Raw genomic sequence first — 14699 nt, forward strand, 5'->3', positions numbered from 1 at the left:
TGAGCAACTCCTCTAGTTCCTCGACAGTTTCTTCAATCTCGATATGCGTTACCCCTGCCATCACATACCCTGAATGCTACTTCTATCTATATTTACCATCTGTCGCATTCTTTTTTCAAATTGGTATAACAATTACAGCTAATGCAGCAGCTAAAACAGCTACAGGAACAACAAAAGTTAATTGGAGCGATCGCTCTTGATATTCGCAAGTCCTTGAAGTTTCAAGATATCCTCGCTAAGAGTGTCAAAGAAGTCCGCCAGTTACTCAAGGCTGATCGCGTGCTGGTGTATCAATTTACTCATCAGATGGCGGGTAAAGTCATAGCTGAGTCGGTATTATCCCAATGGACACCAACCTTGGGACTGGAGATTGAACAAAAGGAAAGGGAGCAGGGAGCAGGGAGCAGGGGGGAAAATTTTCCTTTTTCCCCCAGCCTCTTCGTTGAAGATACCGATTTTCAGCAAAGCCAAGGGGAAGAATACTACCAAGGAAAAATCTGGGCAGCGACGAACATCTACGAAGCGGGTTTAAGCGATCGCCATATTCAATTTTTGGAACAGTTTCAAATCAAAGCGAATTTAGTTGTCCCCATTTTGTTAGAGAACCAAGGGACTCCAGCAGTTGAATGGGGGTTATTCATCGTGCATCAATGTTCTGCACCGCGACAATGGCAGACATTTGAGATAGAATTTCTCAACCAACTGACGGTGCAACTAGCGATCGCTATCCAACAAGCCCAACTCTACCACAACCTGCAAACCCTCAAGTCCGAGTTAGAAGCCAAAGTGGAGGAACGCACTACTGCACTACAGGAAAGCGATCGCCGATTCCGTGTATCCTATAACACTTTCCAATTCACAGGACTGCTAACGCCAGATGGCATTTTACTAGAAGCAAACCAGACTGCGCTCACTTTTGGCGGGCTTAAGCTTGAAGATGTGATTAATCGCCCTTTTTGGGAAGCACACTGGTGGACGATTTCACCTCAAATTCAAGAAGAATTAAAACAAGCGATCGCTCGTGCAGCTCAAGGGGAGTTTGTCCGCTATGAAGTTGATGTTCTCGGCGCAAATAACCGAGTAGCAACAATCGATTTTTCACTGCGTCCGTTGCAAAACCAGACGGGTGAAGTCGTTTTGTTGATTCCAGAAGGGCGAGATATCACTGAACGCAAAGCAACAGAACTCGCCTTGTATGAGCGTGAAGTGATGTTGTACTTGATTGGAGATAATCTGCTTAATGGCGCAGTTTATCGAGTGATCCGCGAATTGGATGATAGCGATCGCTTTTCCTACCTGAGTGGGGGGATTGAAAGACTGATGGAAGTCAAGGCAGAAGATGCACTCAAAGATTCATCTCTGCTTTATCGCCAGTTTATTCCAGAGGATATCCCTCGCTTACAGGCAGCCGTTGCAGAGTCCCGCCTGAATCTGTCTGTATTTGATATTCAACTGCGAATCCGAACGCCTAGTGGTCAACTCAAATGGCTTAATTTTCGTTCTACGCCACATCAGTTGAACGATGGGCGTGTGGCTTGGGATGGACTGGTGGTAGATGTCACCCACCTCAAGCGCACTGAAGAAACATTGCGCGAAAGTCAAGAACGTTGGCAATTAGCGATCGCAGGTACTAATGAAGCAATTTGGGATTGGGACATATCTACTAATCAAACCTTCCGGTCTGAGCGTTGGTTCACAATTTTGGGATATGAACCCAACGAACTTAGCAATTGCGATCATGAATGGAGTATTCGCATTCATCCTGATGATTATACCAGAGTTATGGCTGCACAAGAAGCTTATTTGCTTCAGCAAGTTGCCGATTATAACCTTGAGTATCGTCTGCGGTGCAAAGATGGCAGTTATCGCTGGGTGCGATCGCGGGCCAAAGCAATCTGGAATGAACAAGGAAATCCAGTGCGATTGGTCGGTTCACTTGGGGACATTAGCGAACACAAAGAAGCTGAGGAAAAACTCCAACAAAGTGAAGCGCAGCTAGCCACTACTCAACAGATCGCCCATGTAGGCAGTTGGGAATGGAACTTAGAAACGAAAAAGCGCTGCTGGTCAATAGAAACTTTTCGCATTTTTGGTCTAAATCCAACTCAAAGCGAACCTACCCAGGCAGAATTCCTCCAGATGCTTCATCCAGAGGATCGAGAACTGTTCCAGACCAATTTTGAACAGGCGCTCGCCCAAGAAACCCCTTTCAATATTGAGTATCGAATTGTCCGACCCAATGGCTCAGTCCGCTACCTTGAGGGGAAAGCAGAGATAGTTTATAATCCTCAAGGGAATGCAGTTAAGTTATTAGGATCTATCCTAGATATTACACAACGAAAACAAACTGAATTAGAAATTATTCGTAGTCGTGACCTTCTAGAAGCTATTTATAATGAATCTGCTGATGCGCTCTTTCTTGTGGATGCAGAAACTTTACTCACCACTGACTGTAACGATCAAGCAGTGAAGCTATTTGCAGCCTCTAGCAAAGCTGAACTCATTAATATTGAAGGTCACACTCTGCAAAAACAACAGTTCACCCCTGATGAGTTAACCTCCATAACCGAAGAAATGAACCAGCAAGGGTTTTGGAGTCGAGAAATTGAATATGTTACCAAGCAGGGCAATCCCTTTTGGGGAAACATAGCAGCCAAACAAATCACAGTCGCTGGCAATGTGATGAACCTGGTACGAGTCACGGATATCACTGCGTTCAAGCGTGTTGCAGAAGATCGCAAGCTGGCAGAAATAGCTCTCCGAGAAAGTGAAGAGAGATTACAATTAGCACTAGAAGCTTCTGGGGATGCTTTATGGGACTGGAATATTCTCACTGGAGAAGTATATTACAGCCCCCGCTATTTAGAAATGCTTGGATACAGTTTCGATGAACTTCCACAGGATCTTAGTACCTGGAAGCGATTAGTTCATCCAGACGATCTGCCTTGGGTTGAGAAAATCTTGGCAGATCACTTAAAGAATAATTCACTACCCTACAAATTTAACTATCGACTCCGAACTAAGTCGGGCGAATGCAAATGGATTGCCAACTACGGCAAAGTTGTCATGCGAGATGGACAAGGGAACTCTTTGCGGATGACTGGTACTCATCGGGATATCAGCGATGTTTACGACGAGCTTCGCTTACGCAAACAAACCGAAGCAGCCTTAGCCAGAAGTGAAGAACAACTCAGACTAACGTTAGAATTTAACCACGTCGGTATCTGGGATTGGAATGTTAAAACAAATGAAGTTATCTGGAACGACAACCATTTTCGTTTGTTAGGTTTAGAGCCAGAAGCATCAGCAGCTAGCTATCAGCTATGGCGCGATCGTGTTCATCCAGAGGATGTTGACCGAATTGAACAAGCTGTATTAGATGCCTTAGCACAACATATTAATTTTCAAGGTGAATATCGAGTGATTTATCCCAATGGCAGGGTTTACTGGCTGATTGGGAAAGGGCGCGGCATTTACAACGAAGCAGGCGAACCTGTTCGGATGTTAGGGGTAATTATTGATATCAGCGATCGCAAGCAAGCAGAAGCAGCCCTGCAAGAAAGTGAAGCCCGGTTCCAGGCATTTATGAACAATAGCCCCGTGCTAGCTTGGATCACTGATGCGGACGCGCGTGTACTTTACTTAAACCAAGCATACCTGGATACATTTAAATTACTACCCGAACAGGTGATTGGACGATCCATTTTTGATCTCTACCCAGATGAAATTGCTCGGCAGCATTTTGATCGCATTCAGACAGTTATACAGACAAATCAGGTAATTGAGGCGATCGAAGTTGCTTGCCGACCAGACGGCACCCTTGGAGAGTTCTTGGTATATAAGTTCCCGATCCTGGGATTGTCTGCACAAAAGCTAGTGGGTAGGGTGGCGATTGACATTACAGAACGGAAGATTTTGGAGCGAGAACTGGCTCACAAGCAAAAGTTATTGGATAGCTTCATCAATAGCGCACCCGTTGGTATAACCATTCTGGATCGGCAACTGCGTTACTCATTGATTAATGAAGCATTAGCAGAAATTAATGGCATTCCCGCAGCCGCGCATATTGGCAAAACTCTGTGGGAGATTATCCCTGATTTGGCATCAAGGCTCGAACCGATCTTTGAACATGTTTTAACCACGGGTGAAGCGATTCTGGATTTTGAGATTAGCGGCGAAACTCCAAAACTGCCCGGTGTAATCAGAACTTGGCTAGCTTCTTACTTTCCGATTCAGTCTCAAGCCGATCAACCCATTAGCATGGGCATTGTTGTAGTTGAAATCAGCGATCGCAAACGCGCTGAACAAATGTTACAACTGCAAGCAGTGATTACCCGTAACATGGCAGAGGGAATTTGCCTAATTCATGCCACAGATAGCGTGTTTGTCTACACTAATCCTAAATTTGAGCAGATGTTTGGCTATGAACCTGGTGAATTAATCGGTCAGCATGTGTCGATTGTCAACTATGGTGACGAACATACTACACCTGAAGAAGTTTACCAGGCGATTAGGACTGCTGTCTTGCAACACGGTGAGTCCACTTATGAAGTTTATAATGTTAAGAAAGATGGCACTCTGTTCTGGTGTAGGGCGAAAGCTTCCGTTTTTGAGCATCCTGAGTATGGAAGCGTTCTTGTGGCTGTCCAACAAGACATCACCGAGCATAAGCAAACGCAGGAAAAAATCAAAGCCTCTCTGAAAGAAAAGGAGGTATTACTTAAAGAAATTCACCATCGGGTGAAAAACAATTTAGGAATTGTCAGCAGTTTGCTGCAAATGCAGTGCAGACGTACACAAGATCCTCTGGTGACAGCTATTTTGCGCGATAGCCAAAACCGCGTTGCCTCCATTGCCTTGGTTCATGAAAAGTTATACCGCTCTGAAGACCTCGCTGATATTGATTTCGCTCAATACATCCCAGATTTAACAACTCATTTATTTGATTCCTATAACGTCAGTTCTAGCCAGATTCAACTGAAGATTCAAGTTGATAATGCTAGGCTCGACATCGAAACCGCCATTCCCTGTGGCTTGATTATCAATGAACTGGTTTCCAATGCTTTGAAATATGCTTTTATTGGTAATCGTAGAGGGGAAATTGAGGTTAAGTTTTATCAAGAATCCAAGTCTACTTTGGCACTGATTATTCGAGATAATGGTATTGGTTTACCTGAAAATTTTGATAGCAAGAAAGCTAAAACACTCGGCATAACCCTTCTCCAGGGTTTAGTCAAGCAACTGAGGGGAAAGCTCGAAATTGACTCTCACCACGGAACACAGTTCAAAATTACTTTTACAAACAGCCGTGCATGAACATAATTGACATCCCATCAAACATACATACAAAGCAGACAGTTAGAATCCTCGTTGTTGAAGACGAATATATTCTTGCGATCAATTTGCAAGAAAGTTTAGAGTCTCTGGGATACACTGTTTTAGATATAGCCGATTCCGCAGAAGGGGCAATTGTAAAAGCAACCGAATTACGCCCAAACCTGATTTTAATGGATATCAGGTTACGGGGTGAAATGGACGGTATCCAGGCAGCAGAGCAAATTTGGCATAATTTGCAAATTCCTGCTATCTACGTCACAGGACACTCAGATAAAAGTACTGTAGATAGGGCAACGCTGACATCCCCTTTTGGATATATTCTCAAACCAATTAAGGAGCAAGAACTCTACGTTGCCATTCAAACAGCACTCAATCGTTACAATCATGAGCAATTTTTGAGTTCTGTGCTTCGAGGAATGGGGGACGGGGTGATTGTAGTCGATCTTCAGTTAACCATCAAGTATCTAAATCAGGTAGCTGAAGCATTGACAGGGTGGCGATGGAATGAAGCCAAGGGACGAATGTTAACCGAGGTGTTCAAGCTCGTTGATGAACAAACTCAGATCCCCGCTCAAAATCCAATTATCGCAGCCCTGCAACAAGAAACTACCATCTATCTAGGCAGTCACATCTTACTAGTTGCTAGAGACGGGACAAGTATACCAGTAGCTGATAGCGCTACTCCTGTGAGAAATAATAGTGGTGTAATTACAGGAGCTGTACTAGTTTTTCGGGATGACACGCAACGACGATTAACCGAAGAACAAAATCTTGCAGCTCAACGTGCCCAACAACTAGAAATTCAAGTGGCAGAATTCCAACGGCTAAACCAGTTGAAAGAGGATTTTCTCGCAACCACTTCTCATGAAATGCGAACGCCTTTGTCAAACATCAAAATGGCCATTTCCGTGCTAGAAAATATTCTTGATGGGCAGGGTATCTTAAATTCAAACGCACTTTCCCCATCTGAATCTGTAGCCCGCTACTTAACTATCCTGCGTGAACAGTGCGAACAAGAACTAGATTTAGTAGACAATTTACTATATATGCGAATGATTGATGCAGATGTCTATCCGTTGGAATTAACTTCAATTCAACTTCAAACCTGGCTACCTCACGTTGCCGAGTATTTTGGTGAAAGAGCTGGAGCTAGGCAACAGTCTTTTCAAGTTAGCATTTCTCCAAATTTACCACCTTTAGTTACAGACTTAGCTAGCTTAACCGAAATTGTCACAGAGTTACTCAACAATGCTTGTAAATATACTCCTGCTGATGAACAAATTACGGTGAATGTTCGGGTAATCGACACCACAAAAAGTCTAATAAATGAGGATGCTGAATCTGGTGTATTAGATAATCTTCAAGTTTCCTACTTTCAAATCACAATTAGCAATTCTGGGGTAATAATCCCTAAAAAAGAACAATCTCGAATCTTTGAGCCGTTTTACCGAATTCCTCAAAGCGATCGCTGGGAACATGACGGTACAGGATTAGGTTTAGCATTAGTGAAGAAGTTAGTAGAATATCTCCAAGGCACAATTGAAGTTACCAGTTCTCAGGGCTGGACAACGTTCACAGTTCAATTGCCGTTAACCCTGGCAGAGTGATTAGTGACACAACGTATCCATCAGCAGTTAAACTTTTATTCCCTCTTCAAACGACAATTTACCGAGTTCGCTGTTGGCTAACGCTCTTATTGCTCGATGGGAATTTTGATCGCAAACTCTGCTCCTTTGCCAACAGATGAGGTACAGGTAATCTGTCCTCGGTGTTTTTGCACAATAATTTGATAACTAATCGATAACCCTAGCCCACTACCTTTGCCCACAGGTTTTGTGGTAAAAAATGGGTCAAATAAACGCGATCGCAACGACTCTTCAATACCAGGGCCATTGTCTGCGATCGCAATTTTGACCATATTCAAGCCTGTTAATTCTGTGTGAATCCGAATTTGGGGAGTAGGGAGTAGGGAGTAGGGAGTAGAAGATTGCTTCTCCACTCCCCACTCCCCATTCCCCACTCCCCCTTCTAAAAATTGGTTCCCCACTCCCCACTTCCCATTCCCCACTCCCCCTTCTATTGCATCAATAGCATTATTCAACAGATGCATAAATACTTGGTTTAATTCACTTGCATAACAAGTGACTAGGGGCAACTTACCATAATCTTTCACTACAACAATTGCCGGATGGTCTGCTGTTTCCCTGAGTCTATGTTGTAACATCACCAAAGTGTTTTCGATGTCTTCATGGATATTTACCTGCTTCATCTTTGCTTCATCATGCCGAGAAAAGTGTTGTAGCGCTAGTACAATTTCCCGAATGCGATCAGATCCTCTATACATTGCACCTATCAGGTTTTGCAGATCCGTAATCATAAAATTCAGGTCTATATCTTTAGCTATTTGCTGAATTTTTGGTGTGGCTTTGGGATATTCCTGTTGATAAGCCTCAATCAGATTAATTAGGTCTTGCACATATTGACCAGCATATTGGAGATTCCCATAAATAAAACTGATAGGGTTATTAATCTCATGAGCAAACCCAGCCACTAACTGTCCCAGCGCCACCATCTTTTCGCTCTGAATCTGTTTAACTTGAGAGGCTTTCAAATTGTCAAGAGCTTGTTGGAGTAAAAAGTTTTTTTCTTGCAGTTGAACTTGAAGCAAACGTAAATTAATCTGATTTTCAATTCGCAAGACAACCTCTGCCCCATGAAAAGGTTTTGCAATATAATCTACACCACCAACATCAAAGGCTTTTACTTTATCTACAATATCATCCAGGGCGCTAATAAAAATTACTGGGACTTCACAAGTTTTCTCGTCAGCTTTTAGCTGTTGACAAACTTGATAGCCATCCATGTCTGGCATCTTGATATCCAGCAAAATCACATCTGGCAAAACCATTTGGCAAGCAGTTAGTGCCATTTTACCGTTTAAGGCTTTGCGAACTTCAAAACCTTGTGCAGTCAACATTGCCGATAAAAGCCGCAAATTATCTGGCGTATCATCGACCACCAAAATATTTCTTTTATAATGGTTAGTTTGATTTAAATGCATTATGTATAAAAAGCTATATTTGTAATAATTGAGTATAGTAAATACTTGTTTTAAATAATCCTAAAAAATTTTTATCAATTTCACCAGAATACTTGTATTTATAGTCTAACTCCTACAGTGCTTGGAGAGTTTTACAGACTAGGACAGCTATTAGTCAATTAGGAGCTTTGCGAACTTGATAGCCCGGTTACAGCAGTATAGTACAGGACTTACGCACAAGGAACGGAAAATCGAACCACAGAGAAGCCAGTGCGCCCTTGCGGTTAAGAGACTTGTCCCTTGCGCGTCTCCCCTTGGGAGAAGCAACTGGCGCGACGCAGAGAAGCCAGTGCGCCCTTGCGGTTAAGAGACTTGTTCGCTCAAGCGCGTTCCCGCTATGACAGCAACTGGCGCGACACGGAGGAATAAGAGTTTGAGAGGTTTTCTGCGTAAGTTCTATAGTAGATAATACAGGCAGATTATCTAGCCGAGCGTCAACAATGAAATTTTTCCAAGTGTTATTTGATAGGTAAGTAAGCACAATTAAACCGAACTGTGTAAATTTATGTAAAGCGCCAGAAACGCTTTGAATATCAGCTTTTAAGCGATTTACATTTCTTAATCTAGTTATATTTTTTAGCGCCCACCTACTTACCATTGAGGTGCTGCGGCAAGTAACTTAGTAACCAATTGTTCTTCTATGGGTTTAGAAAACAGATATCCTTGAGCAAAATTACAGTTTAAAGTTCTTAATTGGGCTAACTGTTCTTGTGTTTCGACACCTTCCGCGATCGCACTCATTCCCATTGAGTTGGCAATGCCAATCATTGCTGGTACTAGTCCCATATTCTCTTTGTTTTCTTGCATACGTTTAACAAAAGATTTATCAATTTTGAGTGCATTCAAAGGAAAGCTGTGTAGGTAACTTAAAGAGGAATATCCTGTACCAAAGTCATCCATAATCAATTTTATTTTTCGCTGCTTTAGTTGTTGAAGAATTATTGCAATTGCATCAGAATTTTCCATAATTACACTTTCTGTAATTTCTAATTCTAAGTATGCAGGATTTATGTTACTTCCATAAATTATTCGGTCAATTTGATCTACTAAATTAGCCTGTGAAAATAACCTAGCACTCAAATTGACACTCATAGTTAGAGGTTCTGGTGTCACTGGATGATGTTGCCAAATGCTGAGTTGATGACAAGCTGACTGTAATACCCAAGTATTGATGGCATTAATCAAACCTGTTTCTTCTGCCACAGGAATAAATTCTATGGGAGAAACCAGACCGCGAATCGGATGTCGCCAGCGCACCAAGGCTTCAAATCCAGAAATTCTGCCTGTAGTCAGTGAAACAATTGGTTGATAATAAACGAGGAATTCTTGTCTTTCAACAGCCCTTCGCAGATCATTTTCTAACTCTAAAAGCTGAATAGCTTCCTGATGCATCGCTGGATTGAAAACGTGATATTTGGCTCTTCCTTGAGCCTTAGCCCGATACATTGCCGTATCAGCATCCCGCAGCAAATATTCTGGGCGCTCGTAATTTTTATTGCCCCAACTAATCCCAATACTGGCATTCATAAATACTTCATATCTGGACAGCTTAAAAGCGAGTGATAGCTGTTGCAGAATTTGTTCGGCAACTTGGATTGCCATATTGATATGTGTGATATTTTCTAAGATAATTCCAAATTCGTCACCGCCCAATCGTGCTAGAGTATTAATAGGTGTCAGACATGCTTGCAGGCGATAAGCGATGGCTATCAGCAATTCATCTCCCACCAGATGTCCAAGGGAATCATTGATAACTTTGAAGCGATCGCAGTCCAAAAAAAGGAGTGCAAACTGATAACTAGATTCTTGCTTCGCCCGATTTAAAGCATTTTCTAGTCGCCTAACAAACAAAACTCGGTTTGGTAATCCAGTCAGGGAATCATGCAGCGCTATGTCTAACAGTTGACTTTGCAATTTCTGCCGGGAATTTATTTCTTCTTGGAGTTTTTGGAGAGTTTTTTCTAGCTCCCCAGTCCGCTGTTTTACCCGATCTTCCAGTTCGACATTTAGCTTCAATACTTCTAATCGCGCCGACCTCAATGCCAGTTGATTTTGCACGCGCACTAAAACTTCTTGAAACTCAAAAGGTTTGGTGATGTAGTCTACACCACCTACCTTAAAGGCTTTAACTTTGTCAAAAACATCATCTAAAGCGCTAATAAAAATCACCGGAATATCGGCTGTTAGCTCCCAAGCTTTAAAGGTCTGACAAACTTCATAGCCATCTACTTCTGGCATCATAATATCAAGTAGAATCAAATCCGGTAATACTGTTTGAGTTGCCGTCAGTGCCATTTGCCAGTTCAAGGCTTTACGAACGTTATACCCTTCCCTTGTCAAGATCGACGATAAAACCCGGAGGTTATCCGCCATATCGTCAATGATCAAAATATCTTTTTTATTAGGGTCTAAATGCTCGTGATTCATTCTACGTTTGTTTTAGTCAATTCCATGATTTTCTCAAACTGGTAGTTATTCGCTAAATCCCGGAGAACTTTGAAAACTTGACTATTATCTGATGGAATTTGCTTGAGTAACTCTAAAATCAGTTCATCGCTACAGCTAGCTGCGGCATAGTAAATATGTTGGAGCCACTCAGGGGACATTTCTGATAAATGGCTCAGGAGTTCGGTAACAGTGATAAACATCGGTGTAGCTTCATCGACAACTGTTGTGTTTGTGTTTTCTACTTGGTTGGTATACTTTAAACCCAGATGTTGGCTCAGTTTTTCCAATAATACTTCTTGTGTGAATGGCTTGCGAATAAAATCATCGCAGCCAATGGACAAAATTTTCTGGCGTTCTTCTTCAAAGGCGCTAGCAGTTAGGGCAATAATGATCGTATTTGTATTAGAGCAACTCTGCTCTGCCCCAGAGAAGTCATCAGGGGGAGCTAGGGCTGTTGGCGATCGCTTTGCGGCACCATTAGCATCATTTTCCATGACACTAGTTGCTTCTGGTGTGGGGGACGCTGTGCCTAGCTGGGTTTTGAATAGCGGTACAACGAGAACTTCGGACTCGCCGGAATCGGGGAACCCGGACGCAAGGTACTGGCTCCCTGACGACAGCAACTGTTCCGATTTTGGGAACCTCCGCAACGTATTGGCTGCCCTATACCCTATTTGTTTAGCTTTAATTATTCTTGTCGCTTCGTAACCGTCCATAACCGGCATTCGCATATCCATAAAAATCAAGTGTGGTTGCCAAGATTCCCAATTAGCAACTGCTTCACTACCATCTCTAGCTTCCCTAACTTCAAAGCCAACAAATGTGAGAATTTTAACTAACAACATCCGGCTTTCTTTGGAGTCGTCAACTACTAAGATACGGTATGCTTTCTCAGTAGGTGCTAAAGCTAGAGTTTGGTATCTAACTTGGTTTGTTGGCATTTCTCTGGGGCAAGTTAGAGCAATCTGAATATCAAAGGCAAATCTACTACCGACACCAGGGATACTGTTGACAGTAATATCTCCTTTCATCAGTTGCACGTATTTCCGGCTAATCGCCAAACCCAATCCCGTCCCTTGTTGGAATTTTCTGCCGATTTCGGTTTGCTCAAAAGCTTCAAACAACAAGTCAAGTTCTTGTGGGGCAATACCGCAGCCAGTGTCTTGTACCTCGAAGAAGAGATGAGGGGGATGAGGGAGATTTTGCTCTCCCTGCTCCTCAGTTTCCCAGCTCCCAGCCCCCAGTTTCACCCGTAGTGTCACCCTCCCAGTATTAGTAAATTTAATGGCATTTCCCAAGAGGTTGAGCAAGACTTGACACAATTTATTTTCGTCCGTTTCTATGTATTTAGGAATGTTTTGTGCATATTCAAACACTAGTTCTAAATTTTTAGATGCAGCACTTGCGTGTTGCATCTCTTCTAACTTCTTCAATACATGAATTAAGTCAAAGCTGCTGGTGTTTAATGTGATTCTGCCAGCTTCGATTTTGGACATTTCTAGAATGTCGTTAATTAAGTTGAGTAGATGTTCGCCAGCACGATTAATAATTGCCAAGTTTTCTTGATGTTCGCCAGATAGCGAATAATCTCGGCTCATGACTTGGGTAAAACCGAGAATGGCATTGAGTGGGGTACGCAGTTCGTGGCTCATGTTAGCAAGGAATTCGCTTTTAGCGAGGTTAGCGGCGGTGCTTCGCGCCGCTTCACGAACAGCTGCTTGTTGTTCCTGTGCGGCAATTTTTTGCGATTGAATCAGTTCTTGTTGGGTGATTTGCAGTTGCTCGATAGCTTGCTGGAACTGTTCAGTACGTTTTTTTACTTGAGCCTCTAAGGTGCGATTGTATTCTGCTAATAAGTTTTCTGCTTGTTTGCGTTGGGTAATATCAAAAAATGTCGCGATCGCAAAAGCAAGATTTCCTGATTCATCATAAATTGGCTTTCCCAAAACTTCAATGGGAATAATCTTGTCAGAATGGCGAATTTCCATATCATCGATCCTGGTGCTTTCCCCAAGCAATGCTCTCAAAATCGGCAGGCGATCGCTGGGGTAAAGTTGATCTGTCCCAGCAAGGTAAGCTTGATATACCTCTGACAATTGTTCGGTGCTAACTTGTGCTATCGCTCCTTGACCTAGAATTTGCTGCCCAATATTATTTGTGTAATAAGGTTTACCTTCAGCATCTATGATAAATACACCTATCGGCATGGCTTCTAAAAATTGAGTTAGCCGACTCTGACTGTGAGATAGCGCCTCATTTAAGACTTGCATCTGAGCATTCTTTGCTGACAAAGTACTAAAGGATACTTGGAGTTGCTTTGCCATAGTTTCAAATGACTTGGCTAGTTCCCCTAGTTCATCCGAACGCTGAATTTCTGGTATTTGCTCCCATTCACCTTTAGCAATTTTCTTCGCTGATGTGTTTAATTGTGAAATCGGCTTGATTACCCAGCGACTAGTGAAAATTCCAATTATTGTAGCGACTAAAAAAGCAACTATGCACAGCAAAATAGTGATGCGGGTGTTAGCATTAATTTGCTCCATAAATTCGCCTTCGGGAATCACCGCCACAATTAGCCAATCTAAACCCAGTTCATCCTTCCAGTTTTTTACCTGCACAAAATAACGCATTCCATCGGCGGTAAAACTTAGCTGTTGCTTCCCAACAACAAACGCAAGACTGCCAAAGCGTTTGATCAAAGACTGGGTTGTGAGTCGAATTAAAGAATCTTCAGTGTCTAATGCCGATAGGCGTTTTGCTTGACGATTAATGATGGTATATGGTGACTCAGTAGTAGAAGAAGCTACTATTAACCCCGAGCGCTCTAAAATAAAAGTTTTACCCGATTGTTTGGTGTTTAAGTTGGCTAAAAAATTGCCGATTTGTAACAATAGCAAATCAACACTAATCACCCCAACAAGTTTCTGATTTTTATCGTAAACAGGATAGCTAGAAGATATGGATAGGACTTCTGGTTTATCTTCCCATTGATAAATTTGACTCCAAACTGGTTTGCCCATCTTAGCTGCATCTGCATACCACGCTTCTACACGAGGATCGTAATTTTTAACTTGTTGAAGCTGGCGGCGATTCCCTTTCAAGTCTGTATCGTAAACATAAAGTTTCCCGATGCCATGCTTTTCGGTAACTTCATTAATTAAGAGCGTGCCATTATCTAAACGTTCAATACCGATAAACTCACCTTTGGAATTGGCAAAGCTGTTGTAGCCAACATTAAAAACCTGCATTTGTTTCCAAAAATAATTTCCGGTGGTTTTAAAGTCTGAAAGGTTGAGCAAATCTAGCTCAATTGCATCTAAGTTGATTTGATTGATTTGCTTCGGGGTTGTTAAATGCCTATCAAGATGCTGTTCAATGCGATCGCAGATTTCATTTTCTAGTTGCGTAGCAAGCTCCGTTACCGCTTTTTGGCCGTTTTGATACGAAAGATAGCCCACAAGTCCCACCGCCCCACAAATTTGCAATATAAAGGGCACAATCAGAACATACCTCAGGGGCATATTGGCATAAACTTTGCCAACTAAGCGATTAATAGATTTGACGGGCTGAAGTTTGGATAACATTGTTGTTTAATTCTTCCCCAGCATATATTAGGGGTATTGTTGCCATATCAGCTACACTTAATATCAGGAGAATTACGGCGTATTATGCTTTTAATATGACATATTTTTTGCTCTACTTAGTATAAAAAAATACAGAGATTGATTTTCTACTTCTTTGACTGGCTAAATTCCCCCAACGCCTAATTTTCAGACTTTGCGGCCGCACCTAAATTTACTCAGTTTTATCAGAT

6 protein-coding genes are annotated in these 14699 nt (G+C 42.2%); 3 read left to right on the top strand and 3 right to left on the bottom strand.

Going from position 1 to position 14699, the window contains the following annotated elements:
• The 3 genes from LC653_RS26115 to LC653_RS26125 form a co-directional block, all read left to right on the top strand.
• On the top strand, window positions 1–200 hold a 200-nt coding region (locus tag LC653_RS26115), incomplete at its 5' end, for a hypothetical protein (protein WP_229497615.1).
• Window positions 142–5316: a PAS domain S-box protein gene (locus LC653_RS26120; RefSeq protein WP_229497616.1), complete on the top strand. Its 5175-nt coding sequence runs from the start codon at window positions 142–144 to the stop codon at window positions 5314–5316. The genes LC653_RS26115 and LC653_RS26120, both read left to right, overlap by 59 nt.
• The gene (locus LC653_RS26125) at window positions 5313–6944 is read left to right on the top strand and encodes a hybrid sensor histidine kinase/response regulator (RefSeq protein WP_229497617.1); all 1632 of its coding nucleotides are present in this window, start codon (window positions 5313–5315) and stop codon (window positions 6942–6944) included. The genes LC653_RS26120 and LC653_RS26125 overlap by 4 nt, the downstream gene beginning before the upstream one ends.
• Before the next feature lie 86 nt (window positions 6945–7030).
• Here the strand turns inward: LC653_RS26125 and LC653_RS26130 are convergent, their stop codons facing one another.
• The 3 genes from LC653_RS26130 to LC653_RS26140 form a co-directional block, all read right to left on the bottom strand.
• The gene (locus LC653_RS26130; RefSeq protein ID WP_229497618.1) at window positions 7031–8398 is read right to left on the bottom strand and encodes a hybrid sensor histidine kinase/response regulator; all 1368 of its coding nucleotides are present in this window, start codon (window positions 8396–8398) and stop codon (window positions 7031–7033) included.
• 630 nt (window positions 8399–9028) lie between these two features.
• Window positions 9029–10864, bottom strand: a complete 1836-nt coding sequence (locus LC653_RS26135; RefSeq protein ID WP_229497619.1) for a two-component system response regulator — start codon at window positions 10862–10864, stop codon at window positions 9029–9031.
• A complete protein-coding gene (locus LC653_RS26140; protein WP_229497620.1) occupies window positions 10861–14469 on the bottom strand; it encodes an ATP-binding protein in 3609 nt (1202 codons plus the stop codon). Before LC653_RS26140 ends, LC653_RS26135 begins: the two co-directional genes overlap by 4 nt.
• Between the last annotated feature and the right edge of the window lie 230 nt (window positions 14470–14699).

The organism is Nostoc mirabile CHAB5784 (assembly GCF_020829645.1).
Classification (GTDB): Bacteria; Cyanobacteriota; Cyanobacteriia; order Cyanobacteriales; family Nostocaceae; genus Nostoc; species Nostoc mirabile.